At 63.3% G+C, this 23566-nt stretch carries 37 protein-coding genes; 2 read left to right on the plus strand and 35 right to left on the minus strand.

What is annotated here, in order from left to right:
* Positions 1-15: 15 nt before the first annotated feature.
* The 4 genes from kdpA to BMY90_RS11340 all read right to left on the minus strand — a co-directional run bounded on the left by kdpA (position 16) and on the right by BMY90_RS11340 (position 4303).
* Positions 16-1794: a potassium-transporting ATPase subunit KdpA gene (gene kdpA / locus BMY90_RS11325; protein WP_092704041.1), complete on the minus strand. Its 1779-nt coding sequence runs from the start codon at positions 1792-1794 to the stop codon at positions 16-18.
* The gene (kdpF, locus tag BMY90_RS11330; RefSeq protein WP_081491695.1) at positions 1791-1883 is read right to left on the minus strand and encodes a K(+)-transporting ATPase subunit F; all 93 of its coding nucleotides are present in this window, start codon (positions 1881-1883) and stop codon (positions 1791-1793) included. Before kdpF ends, kdpA begins: the two co-directional genes overlap by 4 nt.
* Before the next feature lie 333 nt (positions 1884-2216).
* Positions 2217-3506: a cytochrome c gene (locus tag BMY90_RS11335; RefSeq protein ID WP_092704043.1), complete on the minus strand. Its 1290-nt coding sequence runs from the start codon at positions 3504-3506 to the stop codon at positions 2217-2219.
* Positions 3503-4303 (minus strand): c-type cytochrome, encoded by an 801-nt coding sequence (locus tag BMY90_RS11340; RefSeq protein WP_092704045.1) that lies wholly within the window; start codon positions 4301-4303, stop codon positions 3503-3505. Before BMY90_RS11340 ends, BMY90_RS11335 begins: the two co-directional genes overlap by 4 nt.
* 87 nt (positions 4304-4390) lie before the next feature.
* Here BMY90_RS11340 and BMY90_RS11345 point away from each other — a divergent pair, with 87 nt between their 5' ends.
* Together BMY90_RS11345 and BMY90_RS11350 are read left to right on the plus strand one after the other, a co-directional pair.
* A complete protein-coding gene (locus BMY90_RS11345; RefSeq protein WP_217638572.1) occupies positions 4391-5989 on the plus strand; it encodes an amidase in 1599 nt (532 codons plus the stop codon).
* A 7-nt stretch (positions 5990-5996) separates the two neighbouring features.
* The gene (locus BMY90_RS11350) at positions 5997-6209 is read left to right on the plus strand and encodes a GDCCVxC domain-containing (seleno)protein (protein WP_008208458.1); all 213 of its coding nucleotides are present in this window, start codon (positions 5997-5999) and stop codon (positions 6207-6209) included.
* A gap of 48 nt (positions 6210-6257) precedes the next feature.
* Here BMY90_RS11350 and BMY90_RS11355 read toward each other — a convergent pair whose 3' ends face one another.
* The 31 genes from BMY90_RS11355 to BMY90_RS11505 all read right to left on the minus strand — a co-directional run.
* Complete coding sequence (locus tag BMY90_RS11355; protein ID WP_245735023.1) at positions 6258-7064, minus strand: hypothetical protein; 807 nt, start codon at positions 7062-7064, stop codon at positions 6258-6260.
* 118 nt (positions 7065-7182) lie between these two features.
* Positions 7183-8544 (minus strand): class II 3-deoxy-7-phosphoheptulonate synthase, encoded by a 1362-nt coding sequence (locus tag BMY90_RS11360; RefSeq protein WP_092704051.1) that lies wholly within the window; start codon positions 8542-8544, stop codon positions 7183-7185.
* Positions 8541-9062, minus strand: coding sequence for a disulfide bond formation protein B (locus BMY90_RS11365; RefSeq protein ID WP_092704053.1), 522 nt, complete (start codon positions 9060-9062; stop codon positions 8541-8543). Before BMY90_RS11365 ends, BMY90_RS11360 begins: the two co-directional genes overlap by 4 nt.
* A gap of 158 nt (positions 9063-9220) precedes the next feature.
* Positions 9221-9607: a 50S ribosomal protein L17 gene (rplQ, locus tag BMY90_RS11370; protein ID WP_008208450.1), complete on the minus strand. Its 387-nt coding sequence runs from the start codon at positions 9605-9607 to the stop codon at positions 9221-9223.
* A gap of 301 nt (positions 9608-9908) precedes the next feature.
* Complete coding sequence (locus BMY90_RS11375; protein ID WP_008208448.1) at positions 9909-10907, minus strand: DNA-directed RNA polymerase subunit alpha; 999 nt, start codon at positions 10905-10907, stop codon at positions 9909-9911.
* Between the two features lie 16 nt (positions 10908-10923).
* Positions 10924-11550 (minus strand): 30S ribosomal protein S4, encoded by a 627-nt coding sequence (gene rpsD, locus BMY90_RS11380; RefSeq protein WP_008208446.1) that lies wholly within the window; start codon positions 11548-11550, stop codon positions 10924-10926.
* Between the two features lie 10 nt (positions 11551-11560).
* Positions 11561-11947, minus strand: coding sequence for a 30S ribosomal protein S11 (rpsK, locus tag BMY90_RS11385; protein WP_092704055.1), 387 nt, complete (start codon positions 11945-11947; stop codon positions 11561-11563).
* Between the two features lie 12 nt (positions 11948-11959).
* Positions 11960-12316, minus strand: a complete 357-nt coding sequence (rpsM, locus tag BMY90_RS11390; RefSeq protein ID WP_008208441.1) for a 30S ribosomal protein S13 — start codon at positions 12314-12316, stop codon at positions 11960-11962.
* A gap of 125 nt (positions 12317-12441) precedes the next feature.
* Entirely contained in the window at positions 12442-13764 is a 1323-nt protein-coding gene (gene secY / locus BMY90_RS11395) for a preprotein translocase subunit SecY (protein WP_037098352.1), read from the minus strand.
* A gap of 6 nt (positions 13765-13770) precedes the next feature.
* Positions 13771-14202 (minus strand): 50S ribosomal protein L15, encoded by a 432-nt coding sequence (gene rplO, locus BMY90_RS11400; protein WP_008208438.1) that lies wholly within the window; start codon positions 14200-14202, stop codon positions 13771-13773.
* Between the two features lie 5 nt (positions 14203-14207).
* A complete protein-coding gene (gene rpmD, locus BMY90_RS11405) occupies positions 14208-14405 on the minus strand; it encodes a 50S ribosomal protein L30 (RefSeq protein ID WP_092704057.1) in 198 nt (65 codons plus the stop codon).
* A complete protein-coding gene (rpsE, locus tag BMY90_RS11410) occupies positions 14398-14907 on the minus strand; it encodes a 30S ribosomal protein S5 (protein ID WP_008208434.1) in 510 nt (169 codons plus the stop codon). The genes rpmD and rpsE overlap by 8 nt, the downstream gene beginning before the upstream one ends.
* A 112-nt stretch (positions 14908-15019) precedes the next feature.
* Entirely contained in the window at positions 15020-15379 is a 360-nt protein-coding gene (rplR, locus tag BMY90_RS11415) for a 50S ribosomal protein L18 (RefSeq protein ID WP_172624079.1), read from the minus strand.
* Between the two features lie 24 nt (positions 15380-15403).
* Entirely contained in the window at positions 15404-15931 is a 528-nt protein-coding gene (gene rplF / locus BMY90_RS11420; protein ID WP_008208431.1) for a 50S ribosomal protein L6, read from the minus strand.
* Between the two features lie 10 nt (positions 15932-15941).
* Complete coding sequence (rpsH, locus tag BMY90_RS11425; protein ID WP_008208429.1) at positions 15942-16337, minus strand: 30S ribosomal protein S8; 396 nt, start codon at positions 16335-16337, stop codon at positions 15942-15944.
* A 216-nt stretch (positions 16338-16553) separates the two neighbouring features.
* On the minus strand, positions 16554-16859 hold the full coding sequence (rpsN, locus tag BMY90_RS11430; protein WP_092704059.1) for a 30S ribosomal protein S14: 306 nt from the start codon (positions 16857-16859) through the stop codon (positions 16554-16556).
* Positions 16860-16876: 17 nt separating this feature from the next.
* Entirely contained in the window at positions 16877-17416 is a 540-nt protein-coding gene (rplE, locus tag BMY90_RS11435; RefSeq protein WP_008209968.1) for a 50S ribosomal protein L5, read from the minus strand.
* 12 nt (positions 17417-17428) lie between these two features.
* Positions 17429-17743, minus strand: a complete 315-nt coding sequence (gene rplX / locus BMY90_RS11440; protein WP_008209965.1) for a 50S ribosomal protein L24 — start codon at positions 17741-17743, stop codon at positions 17429-17431.
* Positions 17744-17758: 15 nt separating this feature from the next.
* Positions 17759-18127 (minus strand): 50S ribosomal protein L14, encoded by a 369-nt coding sequence (gene rplN / locus BMY90_RS11445; protein ID WP_008209963.1) that lies wholly within the window; start codon positions 18125-18127, stop codon positions 17759-17761.
* Positions 18128-18141: 14 nt separating this feature from the next.
* On the minus strand, positions 18142-18402 hold the full coding sequence (rpsQ, locus tag BMY90_RS11450) for a 30S ribosomal protein S17 (protein ID WP_008209962.1): 261 nt from the start codon (positions 18400-18402) through the stop codon (positions 18142-18144).
* A gap of 12 nt (positions 18403-18414) precedes the next feature.
* Positions 18415-18600, minus strand: a complete 186-nt coding sequence (gene rpmC / locus BMY90_RS11455) for a 50S ribosomal protein L29 (RefSeq protein ID WP_008209961.1) — start codon at positions 18598-18600, stop codon at positions 18415-18417.
* On the minus strand, positions 18600-19013 hold the full coding sequence (gene rplP / locus BMY90_RS11460; protein WP_008209960.1) for a 50S ribosomal protein L16: 414 nt from the start codon (positions 19011-19013) through the stop codon (positions 18600-18602). Before rplP ends, rpmC begins: the two co-directional genes overlap by 1 nt.
* A gap of 11 nt (positions 19014-19024) precedes the next feature.
* Positions 19025-19774 carry a 30S ribosomal protein S3 gene (gene rpsC, locus BMY90_RS11465; protein WP_008209959.1) on the minus strand — a complete coding sequence of 250 codons (750 nt, stop codon included), beginning with the start codon at positions 19772-19774 and terminating at the stop codon, positions 19025-19027.
* Between the two features lie 16 nt (positions 19775-19790).
* Positions 19791-20126, minus strand: coding sequence for a 50S ribosomal protein L22 (gene rplV / locus BMY90_RS11470; RefSeq protein ID WP_008209958.1), 336 nt, complete (start codon positions 20124-20126; stop codon positions 19791-19793).
* The gene (gene rpsS, locus BMY90_RS11475) at positions 20126-20398 is read right to left on the minus strand and encodes a 30S ribosomal protein S19 (protein ID WP_008209957.1); all 273 of its coding nucleotides are present in this window, start codon (positions 20396-20398) and stop codon (positions 20126-20128) included. The genes rplV and rpsS overlap by 1 nt, the downstream gene beginning before the upstream one ends.
* A 12-nt stretch (positions 20399-20410) precedes the next feature.
* Complete coding sequence (rplB, locus tag BMY90_RS11480; RefSeq protein ID WP_008209954.1) at positions 20411-21235, minus strand: 50S ribosomal protein L2; 825 nt, start codon at positions 21233-21235, stop codon at positions 20411-20413.
* A gap of 17 nt (positions 21236-21252) precedes the next feature.
* Entirely contained in the window at positions 21253-21546 is a 294-nt protein-coding gene (gene rplW, locus BMY90_RS11485) for a 50S ribosomal protein L23 (protein WP_008209952.1), read from the minus strand.
* Positions 21543-22145 (minus strand): 50S ribosomal protein L4, encoded by a 603-nt coding sequence (gene rplD, locus BMY90_RS11490; RefSeq protein ID WP_008209950.1) that lies wholly within the window; start codon positions 22143-22145, stop codon positions 21543-21545. The genes rplW and rplD overlap by 4 nt, the downstream gene beginning before the upstream one ends.
* Before the next feature lie 11 nt (positions 22146-22156).
* Positions 22157-22798, minus strand: a complete 642-nt coding sequence (gene rplC, locus BMY90_RS11495; protein ID WP_008209949.1) for a 50S ribosomal protein L3 — start codon at positions 22796-22798, stop codon at positions 22157-22159.
* Between the two features lie 20 nt (positions 22799-22818).
* Positions 22819-23130 (minus strand): 30S ribosomal protein S10, encoded by a 312-nt coding sequence (gene rpsJ / locus BMY90_RS11500; RefSeq protein WP_008209947.1) that lies wholly within the window; start codon positions 23128-23130, stop codon positions 22819-22821.
* Between the two features lie 341 nt (positions 23131-23471).
* A partial coding sequence (locus tag BMY90_RS11505; protein ID WP_092704061.1) for an EF-Tu C-terminal domain-related protein occupies positions 23472-23566 on the minus strand: 95 nt, incomplete at its 5' end.

The raw sequence follows: 23566 nt of genomic DNA on the forward strand, positions 1-23566 counted from the left end.
GATATCCCGAACGAATCAATGCGCCGACATCAGGTATTCGGCAATGGGGCCGAGCGCCAGCGCCGGCAGGAAGGTGAGTGCGCCCACCACGATCACCACGCAGGCCAGCAGCACGACGAATAGCGGCGTGTGCGTGGGCAGCGTGCCGGCCGATTCCGGCACGTGGCGTTTCGCGGCAAGCGAGCCGGCCATCGCCAGCATCGCGATGATCAGCGGGAAACGCGCCAGGAACATGCAAGCGCCCAGCAACACGTTCCAGAACAGGGTATTCGCCGAGAGTCCCGCAAACGCGCTGCCGTTGTTGTTCGACGCCGAGGTCAGCGCGTAAAGGATTTCGCTGAACCCGTGCGCGCCGGGGTTGGCAACACTCGATGCCCCCGCCGGTACCAGCACTGCGATGGCCGTGCCGATCACCACCAACGCACACGGCAGCAACACCGCCAGGCTGGCCATCTTCATCTCGTGGGCCTCGATCTTCTTGCCGAGGTATTCCGGCGTGCGGCCCACCATCAGCCCGGCGATGAACACCGCCACCACGGCGAACGCCAGCATGCCGTAAAGACCCGAGCCAACACCGCCGAAGATCACCTCGCCCAGCTGCATCAGCCACATCGGCACCATGCCACCCAGCGCCGTCAGCGAATCGTGCATCGCGTTCACCGCACCGCAGGACGCCGCCGTGGTGACGGCCACAAACAATCCCGTCGAAGCGATGCCGAAGCGCGTTTCCTTGCCTTCCATGTTGCCGCCGGACTGCAAGGCACTGGCATGCGCATCCACCGCCAATCCGTGCAGGGCGGGATTGCCCGCTTGCTCCGCCGCCACGGCACCGATCGCCAGCGGCACGAAGATCAACAGCATGGTGGCGAGGATCGCCCAGCCCTGCCGCGTGTCACCCACCATCTTGCCGAAGGTGTAGCAGAGACCACCCGGAATCAGCAGGATTGCCAGCATCTCGATGAAGTTGGACAGCGGCGTGGGGTTCTCGTACGGATGCGCCGAATTCGCGCTGAAGAAGCCGCCACCATTGGTACCCAGGTGCTTGATCGCAATCTGCGAGGCCGCCGGCCCCATAGGCAAGGTCTGCGTGGTGACCGCCACGTTCTTCGTGACCTCGTGACCGGTGGCATCCTGCGTCGTTTGCGCGTAGCTGGTCGCCTGCAGCACCGGCACGTCGACATACGGCTTGAGGTTCTGCACCACGCCCTGCGATACCAGCAGCAACGCGATCAGCATCGACAACGGCAGCAACACGTACAGCGTGCCGCGGGTCAGGTCCACCCAGAAGTTGCCCAGCGCCTTCGTCCCATGTCGCACGAAGCCGCGCACCACCGCTACCAGCACCGCGAGGCCGGTCGCCGCGGAGAGAAAATTCTGCACCGTCATGCCCATCATCTGGGTCAGGTAGCTCATCGTCGATTCGCCGGAATAACCCTGCCAGTTGGTATTGGTGACAAAGCTGATCGCGGTATTCATCGCCGAATCGGGCGACACGGCGCCGAAGTGCTGCGGATTGAGCGGCAGCCATTGCTGCACGCGTTGCAGCAGATAGACGGCCAGCAACCCCAGCACGTTGAACGCCAGCACCGCGAGGGCGTAGCGCTTCCAGCCCATGTCCTCGTCGGCGCGGATGCCGCACACGCGGTAGATGCCACGTTCCACATGGCCACCGAAGCGCGTCACCCGGTTGGGCGACTCGGCGAACACCAGCGCCATGTAACTGCCGACCGGTTTCACCAGCAACAGCAACACGGCAAGGAACAGGCCGATCTGCAGATAGTCGTTGACAGTCATTCAAACCACTCCGGCTTGAGCAGGGCCACGCACAGGTAACCGGCCAGGGCCACCGCGATGGCGATGGCCGCGCCATAAATCAGCGTCATGGAAAAGTCCTTCAGGATGAGGCGCGCGAGTCAGCGCCGGCCAAGCCGATCGCAGATCAGCAGGAAGCCGAGACCGGCCGCGGCGAGCACGAAAATCAGCAGGAGATAGATGAGGTCCACGGAACGTTCTCCGTTGATGCAGTGGCGTGCACTGTAGGAACCGGCGCATAAGAAAGGGGTAGCCAAAGACCCCTGCGCCGTATAGAACGCGTAAAGATTTCGCGGTCAGCTATCGATGGGCCCGGCGTTGCGCGCCGCCCGGAGGAAAAAACGCCGCACACGCCCGTGCCGCCCGCGCAAACGGCCGGGCAGCGGGAGACACCGAGTTTCGTTTCACTCGATCGGCGTATGCCGGTACTTGAACACGTCGCGCTGATGCACCGCCGGCGCATCATTCGACCACGCATGGCGGATATAGCTGACCACGGCCGCAACGTCGGCATCGCTCAGCTTCTGCGCGAAGGGTGGCATCGAGTACGGCCGCGGATTGCCTGCCGTGGTCGGCGGGAAGCCGCCCAGCAGAACCGCGCGAATGGCATTGAGGCCGGAAGGATCGAGCACGGACGAATTGCCGGCCAGCGGCGGATAGACACCGGCCACGCCCTCGCCATCCTTGCCGTGGCAATCCGCACAACTCGCGGCATAGATCTTCGCCCCCTGATTCACCATCGCCGTCGCGGCCGGCACGGGTCCCGCGGGCGCAGGTGCCGCGCGCGGCGGCAACGATTGCAGGTAGATGGTGATCGCCCGCAGATCGTCGTCGTGCATGTATTGCGTGCTGCTGGCGACAACCTCGGCCATCGGTCCGAAGGCGGCGCCCTTGGCCGCTTGCCCGTTCTTCAGCAAATCGACGATGTCCTGTTCGGTCCAGCCCTGCAAGCCGCCATGGGCGCGACTGCTGAGGTCGGGCGCGTACCAGTCCTGCACCGGAATCCGGCCACCGGACAACGGCAACGCATGGGTGCCGCCGAACGCGCTGCGCGCGGCATGGCATTCGTTGCAATGACCCAGTCCCTGCACCAGGTAGGCACCGCGATTCCATGCCGCCGACTTGGTCGGATCAGGCTGGTACACGCCTTCTCGGAAATACAGCGCGCGCCAGGCTGCCAGCCCTTCGCGCACGTTGTAGGGGAAACTCAGGCCAAGCGGCTTGGCCGGCTTGTGCACCGGCGCCAGCGACTGCAGGTAGGCGAAGATGGCGAGCGCGTCGTCACGATCCACCTTGGTGAACGAGGTGTAGGAAAACGCCGGATACAGAAACTCGCCGTGACGACCGATGCCGTCGTGCAGCGCGCGCCAGAAATCCTCGAAGCGCCAGTCGCCCAGACCGGTGGCCTTGTCCGGGGTGATATTGGGGGTGGGAATGTTGCCAAACGGCGTGGGCAAGATCCGGCCACCGGCGAAATCCGCACCGCCCTGCTCGGTGTGGCAGGAAACACAGTCGCCGACCGTGGTCAGGTACTTGCCGCGCGCGATCAGTGCCGGGTCCTTCAGCGTGGCCGCACTGACCTGGCTCGTCGCGCCGGGCGCCGATTCATCACTGTGCCCACCAAGGAACAGCCTGCCACCCAGTACGGCTACCAGCAGCACGATCAGGATCACCAGTCGACGTAGCCACTTCATGTGCCGTCTCCACCCTTGCCGGCAAGCACCCCGCAAACCAGCGGCGGCGTCACCGAACCGGCCGGCAACGCGTGCGTGTCGGCCGGCAGCTGGCGCGTGGCCAGCCACGCGGCAACCGCACTGATGTCAGTCGGAGTCAAGCGGTTGGCGATTTCGGACATGCAATCCGGTGCCGCTGCGGCGCGCGTGCCGGTACGCCAGGAGCCGAGCTGCGAACTGATGTAATCGTACGGCAGGCCGACCAGGCCGGGAATGTCCGGTTCCACGCCAGTCAGCGACTTGCCGTGGCAGCGCTCGCACGCAGGCACCTTCAGCGCCGGATCGCCTTGCGTGACCAGTTGTTCGCCACGCTGCAACGTGGTCGCCGGCAGGTGCGGCACCTGCGAGCGCTGGTAGGGCACCTGCTGCGCGGCGAAATACTCGGCGATCTCGCGCATGTAGGCCGGGCTCAAGCTGCGCACCATGTACTCCATTGGCGCGTACTTGCGCAGGCCATCGTGGAAATACATCAATTGGCGCGCCAGGTAACCGGCCGGCTTGCCGGCCAGGCGCGGAAAGAAACCGCTGCCCGGCGAGCCTTCGCCGTGCACGCCATGGCAACTGGTGCATGCGGCGATGCGTTGCTGCAAGGTATCGGGCACCTGCGGGGCCGCGTTGTCCCCCGGTGCAGCAGCCCGCAGCGGCGACAACCAGGCCAGCAGGATGGCCAGCACCGCGGTGAGTACCGCTCCGCCGGCGCCACGCCGATGCGAGCTCCCAACCTCGACCGTTTGCACTTCCCCGATACGCACGTTCATCCATCCAGTATACGAGCTGCGTTGCTCGATGCAGACAGGTAAGCTGCGAAGGCGCGGCAGCTTGCCGCACGTCCGGAGGTTCCGATGATGCGCCCGTCACTTGCACCCTGCCTGCTCGCCGCCCTGTTCGTTGCCGCGCCACTGGCCGCGCAGGAACATGACGATGCCTACGCGTCCATTGCCACCTTGCAGCAACAGATGAAAGCCGGCCAGCTGAGCAGCCAGGCGTTGACGCGCAGCTTCCTCGAACGCATCCATCGCATCGATCAAAGCGGCCCCAGCCTGCACGCCGTGATCGAAACCAATCCCGACGCACTGAAGATCGCCGCCGCGCTGGACGCCAAGCGCACGAAGACAGACGGCCCGCTGTATGGCATCCCGGTCTTGCTGAAGGACAACATCGATACCGGCGACCACGAGCGGACCACCGCGGGCTCACTGGCGCTGGCCGCGGCGCCCGCACCCACGGATGCCACCGTGACGGCGAAGCTGCGCGCCGCCGGGGCGGTGATCCTCGGCAAGGGCAACCTCAGTGAATGGGCGTCGTTCCGTTCCTCGCATTCCAGCAGTGGCTGGAGTGGCGTCGGCGGGCAGACCAAAAACCCCTACGCGCTTGATCGCAACCCGTGCGGCTCCAGCTCCGGTCCCGGTGCCGCGGTGGCCGCAGGCCTGGTCACGGTGGCGGTCGGCACCGAAACCGACGGTTCGATCCTCTGCCCGTCCTCGATGAACGGCATCGTCGGCATCAAGCCCACGCTGGGCCTGGTGAGTCGCGCCGGCATCGTGCCGATCAGCCACAACCAGGACACTGCCGGCCCGATGGCGCGTGATGTCGCCGATGCCGCCACCTTGCTCACGGTGATCGCCGGCAGCGACCCGCGCGATCCGGCCACCATCGACGCGGACAAGCACAAGACCGACTACACCCGCTTCCTCGATCCGAACGGCCTGCGCGGCAAGCGCATCGGCGTGGTGCGCCAGTTTGCCGGCAACGAACCGAATGCCGACCGCGTACTCGATGCCGCCATTGCCACGATGAAGGCCCAGGGCGCCATCATCGTCGACCCGGTGAAACTGCCGCACCTCAACGAACTCGGCCCGCTGGAAATGACCGTGCTGCTGTACGACTTCAAGCACGATCTCAAGGCCTATCTCGCCACCCGCACTGACCTGAAAGTGCACACGCTGGCCGACGTGATCGCGTTCGACAAGGCGCATGCCACGCAGGAAATGCCGTGGTTCGGGCAAGACCTGTTCGAGCAGGCGGAAGCGAAAGGCCCGCTCACCGACAAGGCCTATCTCGATGCGCTGGCGAAAGTGAAACGGCTGGCCGGCCCGGAGGGGATTGACGCTGCACTCAAGGCACACCACCTCGACGCGCTGCTGGCGCCATCGGAGGGGCCGGCCTTCATGACCGACCCGGTGCTGGGCGACCATATTGTCAGCGGCGACCCCACCATTGGTGGCTCCTCGCAACCTGCCGCGATAGCCGGCTACCCCTCGATTGCCGTGCCTGCAGGCTGGGCCCACGGATTGCCCGTGGGCATCGTGCTGTTCGGTGCGAAGTGGAGCGAACCGACGCTGATCTCGATTGCCTACGGCTTCGAACAACACACGCATGCGTGGCGGGCGCCGAAGTTCCTCAATACGGTGGATGGCAAACCGGTCGCCGAAGGGGCGCCCTGAGCACGCCATGTCCGAACCCATGCGGCAAAGCACGCTGACCTGCCCCGGCTGCGGTCATTCATCCATCGAAACCATGCCGACCAACGCCTGCGTGTATTTCCACGAATGCACGCACTGCGGGTTGCTGCTGCAACCCAGGCCGGGCGACTGCTGCGTGTTCTGCTCGTACGGCAGCGTGCCGTGTCCACCGGTGCAGTTGCAAAAACCGTGCTGCGGCTGAGCCCGCTGAAGCGATTCCTTCCGCCGCACCGGCCCGCCTGGCCAAGCCTCAGTGCAGGTAGACCGTCGGCCCCAGTACCACGGCGAACCCCAGCGTCACCAGCACGCCCAGGATGACGATGACGTAGTTCCGGCCGACAGTGAAATCGCGTGGCGGCTCCGTGCACGGTCGAGGCCACGCCACATTGAACAGGCCGGCCGTGCCGCCAAACGACGAGGCGACGGCCGACATCAGGGTGATCACGATCCCCAGCGGATTGAACAGGCTGACCAGCACCGCCATCGCGCCACCGACAAGGTAGATCGTCATGGCGGCCCTGCGTTGCACGTGGCGCGCCTGTTCGCCACCGCCGAGCATCGCAAACATCATCCGGATCGATCGCTTGACCACCATGATGTACACGCACAGGCCGATCGCAAACATCAGCGCGCGCCACAACCAGGGCCACGGCAACGGCCCGATGCCGCCACCTGCCGCCGGGCCCCAGTCGCCCAGATTGGTGGCGCCAGAAAACATCCAGTAGCCTGCCGCGACCATGCCTTTCACGGTGAACACGATCCACAGCGCCAGCTTCGGCAGGGGTCGCTGCACGAACCGCCATGCCAGGACCGCCAGCACGGCCACCACGACGTCCACGCCGGTACCCGCCATGGCCACGATGCGCCGGCTCCACGCCCCGGTACCGGGACATTCGACGTAATACGCCCCCAGCTCGCTCGGTCGATGACCGCTGGCCACGCAAACCAGGCCGTGTCCCAGCAATTCATGCGCCATGGTCAGCAGCGGCAACAGCAGAAGCGCCAGGCCCACCAGCGTCCACATGTCGATACGCGGTGTCGCAACCCGTTTATCCATCATGCAATCGGCTCCCTCCAGAGGGGGCCATCATCTCGCATCAGGCAAATGCACCCCAGTGCACGGCGCATGGCACCGACATGACACTCGTCATCCGATGTCATTCACCCGCAGCGGTTCATCCCACCGATTTGCGCACGATCAGCATCGCCAGTTCCAGCGATTGCTCGTAGTTGAGCCGCGGGTCGACCATCGACTTGTAGGCACGTTCGAGGTCGGTCTCGGAGAGGTCGCGCGCGCCGCCCAGGCATTCGGTGACATCTTCACCGGTGAGCTCCAGATGCACGCCACCGAGCCGGGTACCGGCAGCCGCGTGGATGTCGAAGGCCTGGTCGAGCTCGCCGCGAATATTGTCGAAGCGCCGCGTCTTGTAGCCGTTCGAGGTACTCTCAGTGTTGCCGTGCATCGGATCGGCCACCCACAGCACGCGTCGTCCCTCGCGCTTCACCGCTTCCAGCAAGGGTGGCAGCGCCTCACCGACCTTGGCGTTGCCCATGCGGTGGATCAGGGTCAACCGGCCGGGTTCATCGTCGGGGTTCAGCGCATCGATCAGCGGCAACAATCGCTCCGGCGTCACCGACGGCCCCACCTTCACCGCGACCGGGTTGCGGATGCCACGGAAGTATTCCACGTGGGCACCATCCAATGCCGCGGTGCGCATGCCGATCCACGGGAAATGCGTGGACAGGTTGAACCAGCCCGGGTGGCGCGGCACCTGCCGCGTCAATGCCTGCTCGTAATGCAGCAACAGCGCTTCGTGCGAGGTGAAGAAATCCACCTTGGAGAAACCCGCGATCGGGCCAGCCAGCGTCTCCATGAAGCGCAGCGAATCGCCGATCGCCGCAACCATGCGCCGATAATCGGCAGCCATCGGCGAGCGCTCGACCCAGGTGAGATCCCAATACTCGGGGTGGCGCAGATCGGCGAAGCCGCCGTCGATCAGTGCGCGCACGAAGTTCATGGTCAACGCGGAATGCGAATGTGCGCTGATCAATCGTTGCGGATCGGGCCGGCGCGCCTCGGCGGTGAAAGCCGGGCCGTTCACCACGTCGCCGCGGAAACTGGGCAGCGTCACGCCGTCGCGGGTTTCGGTATCTGCCGAACGCGGCTTGGCGTACTGCCCCGCGAAACGGCCCACGCGCAGTACCGGCTGCTTCAGGCCGTGCACCAGCACCAGGCTCATCTGCAGCAGCACTTTCAGGCGATTGGAAATGATCGGACTGGAACAGTCCGCAAAGCTTTCGGCGCAATCGCCGCCCTGCAACAGGAAGCGGCGACCCTCCTGCGCCTCGGCCAACGACTGCTTCAACGCCAGCACTTCCCAGGAAGTCACCAGCGGCGGCAGTTGCGCCAGCTGCGACGTGGCAGACGCCAGTTCCTCCGCGTCCTCGTAGCGAGGCTGTTGCAGCGCCTCATGCCGCTGCCATGACGACGGCGTCCAGTCCGCGGCCGGAGATCCGGCTTGCATCGACTCGTTCATCGCCGGGTTCCGATGGCACGGCGCATCCCGGCCCGGACCGACCACAGCCCGAGCAACACGAACCAGATCAACGACCACCAGGGCATCGACAAGCCCAGGATCGGTTGCACCCGGGCGCATTCGCCGGAACCGGTGAGCACCTTGGCCAGCACGCCGATCACGCCGCCGTGGCTGGCGCGCGTCTCGAGCATGTAACCCAACGGCGCCCCGCAACTCGGCACCTCATCGAGCGGCAGCGACTGGATCCACAAGTGGCGGCTGGCAATACCCACGCCGATCAGCGCAATCAGTACCAGCAGGACCACATAGACCCAACGTCCACCACCACGCGGCGCATGCAGGCCACCGATCAGGAAGACCACGCCAAGCGCGATGAACACCACACGCTGCAGGATGCACAGCGGGCACGGGTCCATCATCAGCACGTATTGCGCGTACAACGCGAAGCCGACCAGGCCGGCACAGACCACGAAGCCGGCGAGAAGACTGACACGGTACGACCAGCGCAATGGGTTCATGGACTTGCTAGGGTGATGGGAGAAGGCAAGACATTACCCGCTTGCCCGCACGCTGTCAGCAACAGCGACATTTTGCACCCGCCGAAAAAGCAAAACCCCGGCAGGTTGCCCGGCCGGGGTTTTGCATGGACGCATGGACGTCCGAATGAATCGAAGACTTACTCGGCGTCGACGGCTTCGGCCGCCTGCGGACGATCAACCAGTTCGACATACGCCATCGGCGCATTGTCGCCCGGGCGGAAGCCGCACTTCAGGACGCGCAGGTAACCGCCGGCACGCTCGCGGTAACGCGGCCCCAGCTCGACGAACAGCTTGCCCACGGCTTCCTTGTCGCGCAGGCGCGCAAAGGCAAGGCGACGATTGGCGACGCCATCGTTCTTGGCCAGGGTGATCAGCGGCTCGGCGACGCGACGAAGTTCCTTCGCCTTCGGCAAGGTGGTGCGGATCAGTTCGTGCTTGAACAGCGACGAGGCCATGTTCTTGAACATCGCTTCGCGGTGGCTGCTGGTACGGTTGAACTTGCGGCCGGATTTCATGTGGCGCATGGCAAAACTCTCTCTGTCTGTTGTTATGAAAAACCGGCACCTGTGTCCGGCTTTCCGCGGTTGCCCGCTGTTCCAAGCCCTGTCAAAACGGGCCCTTGTGAGAAGTGCGGCCATGAATGGCCGTCTGTTGCTCTGGCGATCAGGAGATCGCATGAAAGGCCAGATCGGCCTTTGGTCGGGCAGTCAAAGGGGACTGCTCCAAATACGCAGCCAGGTGGCGGCGTGATCCGGCGGAACAGCCCGAAGGCCCCCGCCAGTTTGTAACTGCAGCGGCGACCCAAGGGTCGCCGCTGCATCAACATCAACCCAGCTGCATGCCGTGCGACAAGCCCGGCGGCGGCCAGTTTTCAAGCTTCATGCCGAGCGCGAGGCCACGACCACCAAGCACATCCTTGATCTCGGTCAGCGACTTCTTGCCCAGGTTCGGCGTCTTCAACAGCTCGACCTCGGTCTTCTGCACCAGGTCGCCGATGTAGTAGATGCTCTCGGCCTTCAGGCAGTTCGCCGAACGCACGGTGAGCTCCAGATCATCGATCGGACGCAGCAGCAGCGGATCGAAACCGCTCTTCTCGGCCTTGTCGGTAGCGCTCTCGCGACGCGAGAAGTCACCGAACACCGACAGCTGGTCGTTGAGGATCTCGGCAGCCTTGCGAACCGCGTCTTCCGCACCGATGGTGCCGTTGGTCTCGATATCCAGCACCAGCTTGTCGAGGTTGGTGCGCTGCTCGACACGAGCGGCGTCCACTTCGTAGGCCACGCGCAGCACCGGCGCGAAGGACGCATCCAGCTGCAGGCGACCGATCGGGCGCGCCTCGTCATCCGGGTGCTGGCGCGCGCTGGCCGGCTGGTAGCCGACGCCGCGATGCACCTTCAGGCGCATGTTGAGCGCGATGTCCTTGGTCAGGTGGCAGATCACGTGCTCGGGATTGATGATCTCGACCGTGTGATCCACGGTGATGTCGCCGGCGGTGACCACGCCCTTGCCCTTCTTGGACAGGGTCAGGGTGACTTCGTCGCCGGTATGCTGGCGAATGGCCACGTCCTTGAGGTTCAGCAGGACTTCGATCACGTCCTCCTGCAGGCCTTCGAGGGTGGTGTATTCGTGCAGCACGCCATCGATTTCCACCTCGATGATGGCACTGCCGGGAATCGAGGAGAGCAGCACGCGGCGCAGCGCGTTGCCCAGGGTATGGCCGAAGCCACGTTCGAGCGGCTCAACCACCACCCGGGCACGGTTGGCTCCAAGCTGCTCGACGCTGAGGCCACGAGGCCGCAGCACACTAGTTGACGAAACTGCCATGCAAGGCTCCGGTAAATTACTTCGAGTAAAGCTCGATGATCAGGGCTTCGTTGATATCGGACGGCAGGTCGCCGCGATCAGGCAGCGCCTTGAAGGTACCTGCGAACTTCTTCGCATCCACTTCAACCCACGTCGGACGCAGATCCATCGTGTCGAACACGGTGGCCGCTTCCTGCACGCGCAACTGGCTGCGTGCCTTTTCGGTGAGCGCAATCACGTCGCCCGGGCGAACCTGGTACGAAGGGATGTTGACCTTCTTGTCGTTCACCAGCACAGCCTTGTGGGCCACGAGCTGACGGGCCTGGGCGCGGGTGACCGCGAAACCCATGCGATAGACGACATTGTCAAGACGGCTTTCGAGCAGGCGCAACAGGTTCTCACCGGTGTTGCCCTTCAGGGTCGACGCCTTGCTGTAGTAGTTGCTGAACTGACGCTCAAGCACGCCGTAGATGCGCTTGACCTTCTGCTTCTCACGCAGCTGCACGGCGTAGTCGGACATGCGCATGCGCTTGTTGGCGCCATGCTGGCCGGGCTTGTTCTCCAGCTTGCACTTGGAATCCAGCGCACGGGCCGGGCTCTTCAGGCTGAGGTCCGAACCCTCACGACGGGCGAGCTTGCAGGTAGCTCCACGATAACGGGCCATGGGTAACTCCTTAGACTCGACGCTTCTTGGGGGGACGGCAGCCGTTATGCGGAATCGGCGTGACGTCAATGATGTTGAGGACCTTGTAGCCCAGTGCGTTCAGCGAACGAACCGCCGACTCGCGACCCGGACCGGGGCCCTTGATGCGCACTTCCACCGTCTTTACGCCGTAGTCGCCAGCGGCACGACCAGCCTTTTCGGCGGCGACCTGGGCAGCGAACGGGGTCGACTTGCGCGAGCCGCGGAAACCCGCGCCACCGGCAGTCGCCCACGACAGAGCATTGCCCTGACGATCGGTGATGGTGATGATGGTGTTGTTGAAGGAGGCCTGCACATGTGCCACGGCATCCGTGACGACACGCTTGATCTTCTTCTTGGTCTTGACCGGCTTTGCCATATTCGGAATCCGTTACTTCTTGATTGCGCGACGCGGACCCTTGCGGGTACGAGCGTTCGTCTTCGTGCGCTGGCCGCGCACCGGCAGGCCGCGGCGGTGGCGCAAGCCACGGTAGCAACCCAGGTCCATCAGACGCTTGATGGCCATGCCCACTTCACGGCGCAGGTCGCCTTCGACGACGTACTTGCCGATTTCCTGGCGCAGCTTTTCAACCTCGCCTTCACTGAGGGACTTGATCGGGGTGGTCGGGACCACGCCGGTTTCCTCACAGACTTTCTTGGCTCGGCTGCGACCGATGCCGTAAATGCTTTGCAGACCAACCCAGACATGCTTCTGGACCGGCAAATTGACACCCGCGATGCGCGCCATGATGTACTTCTCCGATGCGTTTCGTGCGCGGTAAACGCGCAATTTTAACCTGAATTACCTTGACAGGAAAGCCCTGCGGTACCCAGGCACCGCGCACTCCCCGATTTGACCAACTGCCCGCCGACTCAACTGCGCCGCAAATTGGCCTTCTTGAGTAGACCTTCGTACTGGTGACTGACCAGATGCGCCTGGATCTGCGCCGTAAAGTCCATCACCACCACCACCACGATCAGCAGCGAAGTGCCACCGAAGTAGAACGGAACATGCCAGTAGCTCTGCATGAATGTCGGCACCAGGCACACCAGCACCAGGTAGACCGCGCCAACACCCGTCAGGCGCGTCATCACGGCATCGATGTACTCCGCCGTCGAACGACCCGGCCGGATACCCGGAATCAGGGCACCCGAACGCTTGAGGTTGTCCGCCGTTTCCTGCGAGTTGAACACGATCGCCGTATAGAAGAAGGCGAAGATGATCACCAGCAGCGAATACACGATGTCGTACGTCGGCTCGCCCGGCGACAGCATCTGGGTCAGGTTCTGCAGCCAATGCGACTGACTGCCGGCACTGAACCATGTCGCCGCCGTAGCCGGGAACATCAGCAGACTGGACGCGAAGATCGGCGGGATCACGCCCGACATGTTGATCTTCAGCGGCAGGTGCGAGGTCTGGTTCATGTAGGCCTTTTGCCCGCCGGATCGCCGCGCGTAGTTCACGGTGATGCGCCGTTGCGCACGCTCCATGAACACGCAGAACGCCGTTACCGCCAGTACCAGGCCCACCACCATCAGCAGCTTCAACACCGACAGCTCACCGTTGTTCGCCATGCCCAGGGTATGGGTCACCGCACCCGGCAAGCCGGCCACGATACCGGCGAAGATCAGCAGCGAAATGCCGTTGCCGATACCACGCTCGGTCATCTGCTCACCCAGCCACATCAGGAACATGGAACCGGCGGTCAGACCTACCACGGCGGACAGCACGAAGCCGTAGCCGGGCATGTAGACCACCGGCATGCCGCCGCTGGACTGCTTCATCAATGCCATCGAGATGCCGAAGGCCTGGAACGCCGACAAGCCCACCGTGCCGAAGCGGGTATACATGGTCAGCGTCCGCTGGCCCGCCTGCCCTTCCTTCTTCAGGGCCTGCAGGCTCGGCAACACCGAACCCATCATCTGCACCACGATCGATGCCGAGATGTACGGGATCACGCCCAGCGCGAACACCGAGAAGCGCCCCAGTGAACCGCCCGAGAACATGTTGAACATGTCCAGCAGACCGCCGCTCTGACCGATCAGATTGGTCATCGCATCCGGATTGACGCCCGGCACCGGGATGAACGAGCCGAGACGGTACACGACCAACGCGCCAATCACGAAGAAGATGCGCTGGCGCAGCTCCGTGAGTTTGCCGGTCGATCCGAGCGCTTTGCCCTTGGCTGCCGCCACCGTCAATTACTCCACGCTGCCGCCGGCCGCTTCGATGGCGGCCTTGGCACCGGCCGTCGCGAGCAAACCGGAAAGCTTCACCGCACGGCCGATCTCGCCCTTGGCGACGACCTTGACCTTCTTGGCGCGGCTGTCGATCAGACCGGCCTGATGCAGGGCGATCACGTCGATCACATCCGCCTTCAGGTTGGCCAGCTGGTACAGGAACACCTGCTGGCTTTCGGCCTTCATCTTCGAGCGGAAGCCGACCTTCGGCAACCGGCGCTGCAGCGGCATCTGACCGCCTTCGAAACCGTACTTGTGGGTGCCGCCCGCGCGGGCATGCTGACCCTTGTGGCCGCGACCGGCCGTCTTGCCCAGGCCCGAACCGATGCCGCGACCGACGCGCAGGCGCGTCTTGCGGGAACCGGCGGCCGGCTTGATGTCATTCAGACGCATGATGCTTACTCCTCGACCCGGACAAGGTAGTAGACCGTGTTGATCAGGCCACGCACCTGCGGGCTATCCTTCAGTTCACGGACGTCGTTCAGCTTGTTCAGACCCAGCGCCTTGACGCTGAGACGATGGCGGCTCTGCACGCCACGCAGGCCCTTGACCAGGCGCACGCGCACGGTGGCAGCGGCTTCGTTCTTCTTAGCCATGACCCAGCACCTCTTCCACGGTCTTGCCACGCTTGGCGGCGATCTGCTTCGGCGAGGCAATCGCCTGCAGGCCCTTGATGGTGGCGCGAACCAGGTTGATCGGGTTGCGCGAACCGACGGCCTTGGCCAGCACGTTCTTCACGCCCACCACTTCCAGCACGGCGCGCATGGCGCCACCGGCGATCACGCCGGTACCTTCGGAAGCCGGCTGCATGTAGACACGGGCCGCACCGTGATTGGCCTTGATGGCGTACCACAGGGTGCCGTTGTTCAGGTCGATGTTCACCATGTTGCGGCGCGCGCGCTCCATCGCCTTGGAGATGGCCACCGGCACTTCACGCGCCTTGCCATAACCGAAGCCGACCTTGCCCTCGCCGTCACCGACCACGGTCAGTGCAGTGAAGCTCATCTGGCGGCCACCCTTGACGGTCTTGGCCACGCGGTTGACGGCGATCAGCTTCTCGAGCAGGCCGTCCGAATTTTCGCGATCGTTAGAAGACATGTTCCATCCATATGCCCAGCGAACCGGGACTTTGCTTGCGGCTGAGCCGCTTGGAGTTGTAGGTGTTTCTGGTGCAACCGGCATCGGCAAGGCCGACCCGGTTGCCGCAACATCAGAACTTCAGGCCAGCCTCGCGAGCCGCTTCGGCCAGGGCCTTGATGCGACCGTGATAACGGAAACCCGAGCGATCGAAAGCAACGCTCTCGACGCCCGCAGCCAGCGCACGCTCGGCCACGGCCTTGCCCACGGCAGCGGCCGCTTCCAAGTTCTTGGTGCCCTTCAGGCCCTCGGCAACCGACTTCTGCACGGTCGAGGCAGCCGCCACGACGTTCGTGCCGGAGGCGTCGAAAACCTGGGCATACAGGTGCTGACCCGTGCGATGCACCGACAGGCGGGCCACACCGAGCTTGCGGATATGGGCGCGCGTGGACTTGGCGCGACGCAGACGGGATTCGTTCTTGTTCATTGTCATAATTCCTTGGAAACGGATCGACCGTTACGCCTTCTTTGCTTCCTTCAGGGAAATCTTCTCGCCGGAATAGCGCACGCCCTTGCCCTTGTAGGGCTCCGGCGGACGGAATCCGCGAATCTTGGCCGCCACCTGACCCACGCGCTGCTTGTCAGCGCCCTTGATCAGGATTTCGGTCTGCGACGGCGTCTCGAGGCTGATGCCTTCCGGCGCCTCGAACACCACCGGGTGCGAAAAGCCCAGGCTGAGATTGAGAGCCTTGCCGGCCATCGACGCGCGGTAACCCACGCCGACCAGCTCCAGCTTGCGCTCGTAGCCGTCGGACACACCCTTGACCATGTTGGCCAGCAGGGCGCGCGCGGTACCGCCGAACTTGTCGTCGGCGCCCTCGGCGAGAGAAATGGTGGCGACCCCATTGTCCAGGGCAATCGACACGCCCGGCAGGGCATGGGTCGACAGCGTGCCCTTCGGGCCCTTCACGGAAATGCCGTCATCGGCGATCTTCAGTTCCACGCCCTTGGGCAGGGAAACCGGCTTCTTGGCAACACGGGACATCGTCGACTCCTTATGCGACCTGGCCGATGACTTCGCCGCCCAGGCCCTTGGCACGGGCTTGTGCGTCGGTCAGCAGACCGGCGGAAGTCGAGATGATCGAGATACCCAGACCGCCGAGCACCTTCGGCAGCTCGTCCTTGCCGCGATAAACACGCAGGCCCGAGCGGGAAACGCGGGAAATGGTCTCGATGGCCGGACGGCCTTCGAAATACTTGAGCTTGATCTCGAGCACCGGCTTGCCTTCCATGTCGGAGGCCTGGGCGTCGAGGATATAGCCCTCATTCTTGAGAAGGTTGGCGATGGCCACCTTCAACTTCGACGACGGCATGTTCACGGTCTTCTTGCCCGTAAGCTGGGCATTGCGAATACGCGTAAACAGATCGGCGATGGGATCAGTCATGCTCATGAAAACATCCTTCAGAGTGCACCGATATCCGATAAAACCGGAAATCAATTCAAATTGTGTGCCGGCAAGAAGCCAGCCTGCCTTGCGCAGACCGACGACTATAACAGCATTTCCAGGCTTTAGCGAATTTCGGGGCTGAAATCGCGCCACGGGGGCGATACATCGTCCCCGGAGAAGGCTGCCACCGGCCGAAACCGGTAGCGCCCTGCAGGTTTCTTACCAGCTGGCCTTGCGCAGACCCGGCACATCGCCGCGCATGGTGGCTTCGCGCAGTTTGTTGCGGCCAAGGCCGAACTTGCTGTAGACACCACGCGGACGACCGGTCAACGCGCAACGGTTGCGCTGGCGCACCGGGCTGGCGTCACGCGGCAGCTTCTGCAACTTGCTCTGGGCTTCCATCTTCTCGTCGTACGAGGCGGTGGTGCTGAGCACGATCGCCTTCAGTTCGGCGCGCTTGGCGGCGTACTTCTTGACGAGCTTGGTCCGCTTGATATCGCGGTTGACCATCGAGGTCTTTGCCATTGCTTATCTCTCGCTAATCAGTTGCGGAACGGGAAGCTGAAGGCTTCCAGCAGCGCCTTGGCTTCATCGTCCGTCTTGGCGGTGGTGGTGATGGAAATGTCCATGCCACGCATCGCGTCGATCTGGTCGAAATCGATTTCCGGGAAAATGATCTGTTCCTTGATGCCGAAGTTGTAGTTGCCCCGGCCATCGAAGGCGCGACCCGACACGCCGCGGAAATCGCGGACGCGGGGCAGCGAGATATTGATCAGGCGATCCAGGAATTCCCACATCTGGGCGCGACGCAAGGTGACCTTGCAACCGATCGGCCAGCCGTCGCGGATCTTGAACGAGGCGACGGAAACGCGCGCCTTGGTCGTGACCGGCTTCTGGCCCGCGATCTTGGCCATGTCGGCCACGGCGTTCTCGAGCACTTTCTTGTTGCCCGCCGCTTCGCCCACGCCCATGTTCAGCGTGATCTTGGTGATGCGGGGAACCTGCATCACGTTCTCGTAGCCGAACTTCTCGGTGAGCTTGGCTACGACCTGGTCTTTGTAAAACGTTTCAAGGCGCGTCATGACTTGTGTTCCTTACGCGTCCACGACCTCGCCATTCGAACGGAACACGCGGACCTTGCGCTTGTCTTCAAGCGTTTTGATCCCAACGCGTTCACCCTTGTTCGTGGCGGGGTTGAACAGCTGCACATTGGAGATATGGATCGAAGCCTCGCGCTCGACGATGCCGCCGGGCTGGTTGGCTTGCGGATTGGCCTTGGTATGGCGCTTGATCAGGTTGACGTTGGAGACGAATACACGATCGCCATCAACGCGCAGCACATCGCCGCGCTGACCTTTGTTCTTGCCGGTGATCACGAGGACCTGATCACCCTTGCGGATACGGTTCATGGTTCTGGTCTCCGCTCAGAGCACTTCGGGCGCGAGGGAGACGATCTTCATGAACTTCTCGCTGCGCAGCTCTCGCGTCACCGGCCCGAAGATACGGGTGCCGATCGGCTCGAGCTTGTTGTTGAGGAGCACCGCTGCGTTGCCGTCGAAACGGATCAGCGAGCCATCGGGACGACGCACACCCTTGGCGGTACGAACCACCACGGCGTTGTACACCTCGCCCTTTTTCACCTTGCCGCGGGGAATGGCATCTTTCACGGCGACCTTGATCACGTCACCGATCGCGGCGTAACGGCGCTTGGAGCCGCCGAGTACCTTGATGCACATCAGTTCCTTGGCGCCGCTGTTGTCCGCTGCGGAAAGCGTGCTTTGCATCTGGATCATGTCTGCACCCTCCCTTAGACGTTCGCACGCGTGATGATTTCGATCACGCGGTGATGCTTGGTCTTGGACAACGGCCGGCATTCCGCGATACGCACCACGTCACCCTCGTTCGCGCCCATTTCATCCTGCGCGTGAAGCTTGGTGGAACGACGGATGATCTTGCCGAGCAGGCCGTGCTGCACCTGACGCTCGATCAGGACGGTAACCGTCTTGTCCATCTTGTTGCTGATGACACGGCCCTCGAGGGTACGTGCCTGCTTTTTGTTCTCGCTCATGTCCGCCGTCCCTTACTTCTTGCCGCCGAGCACGAACTTCGTGCGGGCGATGTCGCGCCGAACGCGGCGCAGCTGGTGCGGCTGGCTGAGCTGGCCGGAGCCCTTCTGCATGCGCAGATTGAACTGCTCCTTGCGAAGGTCCAGCAGGTGCTGGTTCAGCTCTTCGACCGACTTGTTGTTGATATCTTTGATAGCCATCACATCACCGCCCGGCTGACAAACTGGGTCTGCACCGAGAGCTTGGCAGCGGCCAGGCGGAACGCCTCGCGTGCCGTGGTCTCGTCGACGCCCTCGATTTCATAAAGCATGCGGCCGGGCTGGATCGGGGCGACCCAGAACTCGACGCTGCCCTTGCCCGCGCCCATTCGCACTTCGATCGGCTTCTTGGTGATCGGCTTGTCCGGGAACACGCGGATCCACAACTTGCCGCCACGCTTCACGAAACGGGTGATGCAGCGACGACCGGCCTCGATCTGGCGCGCGGTGAGCGCACCATGGGTGGTGGCCTTCAACCCGTACTCGCCGAAGCTGACGAGGTTGGAGCACTGTGCCAGACCGTCGTTGCGGCCCTTGAATTGCTTGCGGAATTTGGTTCGCTTGGGTTGCAGCATGGCAACTCTCCTTACTTCGCCGTCCGCTCGCGACGGCCTTCACCGCCCTCGCGACGCGATTCACGACGACCTTCGCCACCTTCACGGCGCGATGGTGACTGATCATCTTTCGACTCGGCCGATGCAGCCGCCAGGTCGAAGATTTCACCCTTGTAGATCCATACCTTGATGCCGATGATGCCGTAGGTGGTCTTCGCCTCGGCAAAACCGTAATCGATGTCGGCACGCAGGGTGTGCAGCGGCACGCGACCTTCGCGCGCCCACTCGGAGCGGGCAATCTCGGCGCCGTTCAGACGACCGGAGACGTTGATCTTGATGCCCAGCGCACCCAGACGCATCGCGTTGCCGACCGAGCGCTTCATCGCGCGGCGGAACATGATGCGACGCTCAAGCTGCTGCGCGATCGACTCGGCCACCAGCTGTGCGTCCAGCTCGGGCTTGCGCACCTCGCTGACGTTGATGTGCGCCGGAACGCCCATCAGCTTGCTGACTTCCTTGCGCAGCTTCTCGATATCCTCGCCCTTCTTGCCGATCACCACGCCCGGACGGGCGGTGTGGATCGTCACGCGTGCGGTCTTGGCCGGACGCTCGATCTGGATTTTCGAGATACCGGCCTGAGCCAGCTTCTTGCGCAGCATCTCGCGGACCCGCAGGTCGGCGGCAAGATACTGTGCGTATTCGCCCTTGTTGGCGTACCACTTCGAGTTCCAGTCCTTGGCAATGCCGAGGCGGATACCGGTGGGATGAACTTTATGACCCATCGTCTTCTATCCTCAGTCAGTCGCCAACAACGACGGTGATGTGGCTGGTGCGCTTCAAGATGCGCGAACCGCGACCCTTGGCACGGGCGAACATGCGCTTCATCGCCGGACCTTCGTCCACGAAAATGCGCGAGACCTTCAGCTCGTCGACGTCAGCCCCGAGATTGTTCTCGGCGTTGGCAACGGCCGACAGCAGCACCTTGCGAACGAGGTGTGCGGCCTTCTTGTTGGTGAATTGCAGCACGTCGCTGGCCCGGCCCACGGGAAGACCGCGGACCAGATCGGCCACCAGGCGCACCTTCTGCGCCGAGATGCGGGCGCTGCGCAGGATTGCTTTGGCTTCAGTGCTCATCACTTGCCCTTCTTGTCGCCGCCATGGCCCTTGAAGGTGCGGGTCACCGCGAACTCGCCGAGCTTGTGCCCGACCATGTTCTCGTTGACGAGCACCGGCACGTGCTGGCGACCGTTATGAATGGCGATGGTCAGACCGACCATCTCCGGCAAAATCATCGAGCGACGCGACCAGGTCTTGATCGGGCGCTTGTTGTGAGTGGAAACCGCAGTTTCCACCTTCTTCACGAGATGAAGGTCGACGAAGGGACCTTTCTTCAGAGAACGCGGCATGTCGGCTTCCCGTTACTTGGTACGACGACGCACGATGAACTGCTGCGTGCGCTTGTTGTTGCGGGTCTTGTAACCCTTGGCCGGCGTACCCCACGGGCTGACCGGATGACGACCGCCGGAGGTCTTGCCTTCACCACCACCATGCGGATGGTCGACCGGGTTCATCACCACGCCGCGAACGGTCGGGCGAATACCCAGCCAGCGCTTTGCGCCAGCCTTGCCGAGCTTCTTCAGGCTGTGCTCGGAATTGCCGACTTCACCAATGGTGGCGCGGCAATCGACCGAGACGCGGCGCATTTCGCCGGAACGCAGGCGAAGCGTGGCATAACCGGACTCGCGGGCCACCAGCTGCACGGAGGCGCCGGCGCTGCGAGCAATCTGCGCGCCCTTGCCGGGCTTCATCTCGATGCAGTGGATCGTGCTGCCGACCGGGATGCTGCGCAGCGGCAGGCAGTTGCCAGCCTTGATCGGCGCGTCGCGGCCCGAAACCAGGCGATCACCCACCGCCACGCCCTTGGGCGCGATGATGTAGCGGCGCTCGCCATCGGCGTAGCACAGCAACGCGATGTGCGCGGTGCGGTTCGGATCGTATTCGATGCGCTCGACCTTGGCGGCGACGCCTTCCTTGTCGCGCTTGAAATCGATGATGCGGTAGTGCTGCTTGTGACCACCACCACGGTGACGCACGGTGATGCGACCGTAATGGTTGCGACCACCCGTCTTCGACTGGGCCTCGACCAGCGGCGCGTACGGCGCACCCTTGTAGAGACCTTCGGTACGGACGCTTACCGCATCGCGGCGGCCCGGCGAAGTCGGCTTGTGATTGATTAGTGCCATCTCACGAAACTCCTAGCTCAGGCCTTGGCCGACACGTCGATGGTCTGGCCGTCGGCGAGACGCACATAGGCCTTGCGCTTGCCCTGGCGGCTGCCAGCGCGGGAACGGAAGGACTTCGCCTTGCCCTTGGTATTGACGAGGTTCACCTGCTCGACCTTGACGTCGAACATCTGCTCCACCGCCGCACGGACATCGGCCTTGGTCGCCACGGGGGCTACCACGAAGACGTACTGGTTGCTCTCGGCAAGGCGCGCGGCCTTTTCGGAGATGTGCGGGGCACGCAGCGTATTCAGAATGCGTTCGTTGCTCATGCCAGCCACTCCTCGATCTTCTTCACTGCATCGACGGTCACCACCACGTGGTCGGAACCAACCAGGCTGACCGGATTCAGCGCCATCACGTCGAGCACATGCACGTACGGGATATTGCGGGCAGCCAGGTACAGCGCCTCGGTGGCATCTTCCGACACCAGCAGCACGCGACCGGACACTTCCAGCTCGGCCAGCTTGGCGATCATCGACTTGGTCTTCGGCGCATCAACACCGAAACCCTCGACGACCTTCAGGCGACCCGCACGGTTCAGCTCGGAAAGAATCGAGCGAATCGCCACGCGGTAGGCCTTGCGGTTGACCTTCTGCTCATAGCTGCGGGGCTTGGCTGCAAAAGCCACACCACCGCCAACGAAGATCGGAGCGCGGTAATCGCCGTGGCGAGCGCCGCCGCCCTTCTGCTTCTTGAACTTCTTGGTGGTGCCCGACATCTCACCGCGGCTCAGCTGCGCCTTGGTACCGGCACGACCGCCGGCCTGGTACGCAACCACGACCTGGTGAACCAGGGCTTTCTTGTACTCGCCGCCGAACACTTCGTCCGACACGCTGAGCGGCTTGGCGCCAATGACATTCAGTTCCATGGCGTCTCTCCTCAACCCTTGGTGGTCGGACGAATGATGACGTCGCCGCCGGTGGCACCGGGAACCGCGCCCTTCACCGCGATCAGGTGACGTTCGACGTCGACCTTGACCACTTCCAGGCCCTGCTGCGTGCGGTTCACGTTACCCATCTGGCCCGACATCTTCTTGCCCGGGAACACACGGCCTGGCGTCTGGCGCTGACCGATGGAGCCCGGTGCGCGATGCGACAGCGAGTTACCGTGGGTGGCATCACCCATCTTGAAGTTCCAGCGCTTGATCGTGCCCTGGAAGCCCTTGCCCTTCGAGACGCCGGCGACATCGACGATCTGACCGACGCTGAACACGTCATCGGCCTTGATCTCGGCGCCCACGCTGTACTTGCCGAGGTCGTCGGCGGACACGCGGAACTCCCACAGGCCACGACCCGGCTCGACTTTCGCCTTGGCGTAGTGACCCTTCAGCGGCTGCGTCAGGAGGCTGGCACGCTTGACGCCCGCCGCAACCTGCACTGCGCTGTAACCATCATTATCTTCCGTCTTCAGCTGGGTGACGCGATTCGGGGTGGCTTCAATCAGCGTCACCGGAATCGAGCGTCCATCTTCAGTGAAGAGTCGGCTCATGCCGCACTTGCGGCCAACCAGTCCGATACTCATCTTCGTATCCTGTCTATCGCTCAGCCGAGCTTGATCTGAACATCGACGCCAGCGGCGAGATCAAGCTTCATGAGCGCGTCCACGGTCTTGTCGTTGGGGTCGACGATATCGAGCACACGCTTGTGCGTACGGGTTTCGTACTGGTCGCGTGCATCCTTGTCCACGTGCGGAGACGTGAGGATGGTGTAGCGCTCGATCTTGGTCGGGAGCGGGATCGGGCCGAGAACCGTTGCGCCAGTGCGCTTGGCCGTCTCGACGATCTCGCTGGCCGAGCGGTCGATCAGACGATGATCGAACGCCTTGAGCCGAATGCGAATCTTCTGGTTCGCCATAACCGTGTCCTGTTATCGAAAGAACAAATACTGTGAATCGAGGGGGCTTCTCACCACCTCGCACAATCCGGGAATTGCCATTCCACCACGACCATTTCCGCCATGGTGAACGGACAATCATACATGCTTTTCGCGCGAATGTCGCGTTTTTTTGACTACGCACGAAAAAACGGGTGGCTGACGCCACCACCAAAGGATCAGCACTAATGGCACTGGCCCTTCGGCACAACCCTCGCCCGCATTGACTGCGGGCGAGTTGCAACACCCTGTAACGCTTCAGCCATCCATCCCGATGGCGGAATCAACCCGGCATCCATGCCAGGCTTCTCACAAGAAACGACTTACTTGATGACCTTGGCAACCACGCCGGCGCCCACGGTGCGGCCGCCTTCGCGAATCGCGAAACGCAGGCCGTCGTCCATCGCGATCGGGTGGA

Source organism: Rhodanobacter glycinis (genome assembly GCF_900114325.1).
In the GTDB taxonomy this organism is placed as follows: Bacteria; Pseudomonadota; Gammaproteobacteria; order Xanthomonadales; family Rhodanobacteraceae; genus Rhodanobacter_A; species Rhodanobacter_A glycinis.

Excerpts from the sequence above, each read along its gene's own strand:
- kdpA (WP_092704041.1), bottom strand. The coding sequence starts at position 1,794 with ATGACTGTCAACGACTATCTGCAGATCGGCCTGTTCCTTGCCGTGTTG.
- kdpF (WP_081491695.1), bottom strand. The coding sequence starts at position 1,883 with ATGACGCTGATTTATGGCGCGGCCATCGCCATCGCGGTGGCCCTGGCC.
- BMY90_RS11335 (WP_092704043.1), bottom strand. The coding sequence starts at position 3,506 with ATGAAGTGGCTACGTCGACTGGTGATCCTGATCGTGCTGCTGGTAGCC.
- BMY90_RS11340 (WP_092704045.1), bottom strand. The coding sequence starts at position 4,303 with ATGAACGTGCGTATCGGGGAAGTGCAAACGGTCGAGGTTGGGAGCTCG.
- BMY90_RS11345 (WP_217638572.1), top strand. The coding sequence starts at position 4,391 with ATGCGCCCGTCACTTGCACCCTGCCTGCTCGCCGCCCTGTTCGTTGCC.
- BMY90_RS11350 (WP_008208458.1), top strand. The coding sequence starts at position 5,997 with ATGTCCGAACCCATGCGGCAAAGCACGCTGACCTGCCCCGGCTGCGGT.
- BMY90_RS11355 (WP_245735023.1), bottom strand. The coding sequence starts at position 7,064 with ATGGATAAACGGGTTGCGACACCGCGTATCGACATGTGGACGCTGGTG.
- BMY90_RS11360 (WP_092704051.1), bottom strand. The coding sequence starts at position 8,544 with ATGAACGAGTCGATGCAAGCCGGATCTCCGGCCGCGGACTGGACGCCG.
- BMY90_RS11365 (WP_092704053.1), bottom strand. The coding sequence starts at position 9,062 with ATGAACCCATTGCGCTGGTCGTACCGTGTCAGTCTTCTCGCCGGCTTC.
- rplQ (WP_008208450.1), bottom strand. The coding sequence starts at position 9,607 with ATGCGCCACATGAAATCCGGCCGCAAGTTCAACCGTACCAGCAGCCAC.
- BMY90_RS11375 (WP_008208448.1), bottom strand. The coding sequence starts at position 10,907 with ATGGCAGTTTCGTCAACTAGTGTGCTGCGGCCTCGTGGCCTCAGCGTC.
- rpsD (WP_008208446.1), bottom strand. The coding sequence starts at position 11,550 with ATGGCCCGTTATCGTGGAGCTACCTGCAAGCTCGCCCGTCGTGAGGGT.
- rpsK (WP_092704055.1), bottom strand. The coding sequence starts at position 11,947 with ATGGCAAAGCCGGTCAAGACCAAGAAGAAGATCAAGCGTGTCGTCACG.
- rpsM (WP_008208441.1), bottom strand. The coding sequence starts at position 12,316 with ATGGCGCGCATCGCGGGTGTCAATTTGCCGGTCCAGAAGCATGTCTGG.
- rplO (WP_008208438.1), bottom strand. The coding sequence starts at position 14,202 with ATGCGTCTGAATGACATCAAGCCGGCCGCCGGTTCCCGCAAGACGCGC.
- rpmD (WP_092704057.1), bottom strand. The coding sequence starts at position 14,405 with ATGGCTAAGAAGAACGAAGCCGCTGCCACCGTGCGCGTGCGCCTGGTC.
- rpsE (WP_008208434.1), bottom strand. The coding sequence starts at position 14,907 with ATGTCTTCTAACGATCGCGAAAATTCGGACGGCCTGCTCGAGAAGCTG.
- rplR (WP_172624079.1), bottom strand. The coding sequence starts at position 15,379 with ATGACAATGAACAAGAACGAATCCCGTCTGCGTCGCGCCAAGTCCACG.
- rplF (WP_008208431.1), bottom strand. The coding sequence starts at position 15,931 with ATGTCCCGTGTTGCCAAGAAGCCGGTTTCCCTGCCCAAGGGCGTGGAA.
- rpsH (WP_008208429.1), bottom strand. The coding sequence starts at position 16,337 with ATGAGCATGACTGATCCCATCGCCGATCTGTTTACGCGTATTCGCAAT.
- rpsN (WP_092704059.1), bottom strand. The coding sequence starts at position 16,859 with ATGGCAAAGACCTCGATGGTCAACCGCGATATCAAGCGGACCAAGCTC.
- rplE (WP_008209968.1), bottom strand. The coding sequence starts at position 17,416 with ATGACGCGCCTTGAAACGTTTTACAAAGACCAGGTCGTAGCCAAGCTC.
- rplX (WP_008209965.1), bottom strand. The coding sequence starts at position 17,743 with ATGAACCGTATCCGCAAGGGTGATCAGGTCCTCGTGATCACCGGCAAG.
- rplN (WP_008209963.1), bottom strand. The coding sequence starts at position 18,127 with ATGATCCAGATGCAAAGCACGCTTTCCGCAGCGGACAACAGCGGCGCC.
- rpsQ (WP_008209962.1), bottom strand. The coding sequence starts at position 18,402 with ATGAGCGAGAACAAAAAGCAGGCACGTACCCTCGAGGGCCGTGTCATC.
- rpmC (WP_008209961.1), bottom strand. The coding sequence starts at position 18,600 with ATGGCTATCAAAGATATCAACAACAAGTCGGTCGAAGAGCTGAACCAG.
- rplP (WP_008209960.1), bottom strand. The coding sequence starts at position 19,013 with ATGCTGCAACCCAAGCGAACCAAATTCCGCAAGCAATTCAAGGGCCGC.
- rpsC (WP_008209959.1), bottom strand. The coding sequence starts at position 19,774 with ATGGGTCATAAAGTTCATCCCACCGGTATCCGCCTCGGCATTGCCAAG.
- rplV (WP_008209958.1), bottom strand. The coding sequence starts at position 20,126 with ATGAGCACTGAAGCCAAAGCAATCCTGCGCAGCGCCCGCATCTCGGCG.
- rpsS (WP_008209957.1), bottom strand. The coding sequence starts at position 20,398 with ATGCCGCGTTCTCTGAAGAAAGGTCCCTTCGTCGACCTTCATCTCGTG.
- rplB (WP_008209954.1), bottom strand. The coding sequence starts at position 21,235 with ATGGCACTAATCAATCACAAGCCGACTTCGCCGGGCCGCCGCGATGCG.
- rplW (WP_008209952.1), bottom strand. The coding sequence starts at position 21,546 with ATGAGCAACGAACGCATTCTGAATACGCTGCGTGCCCCGCACATCTCC.
- rplD (WP_008209950.1), bottom strand. The coding sequence starts at position 22,145 with ATGGAACTGAATGTCATTGGCGCCAAGCCGCTCAGCGTGTCGGACGAA.
- rplC (WP_008209949.1), bottom strand. The coding sequence starts at position 22,798 with ATGAGTATCGGACTGGTTGGCCGCAAGTGCGGCATGAGCCGACTCTTC.
- rpsJ (WP_008209947.1), bottom strand. The coding sequence starts at position 23,130 with ATGGCGAACCAGAAGATTCGCATTCGGCTCAAGGCGTTCGATCATCGT.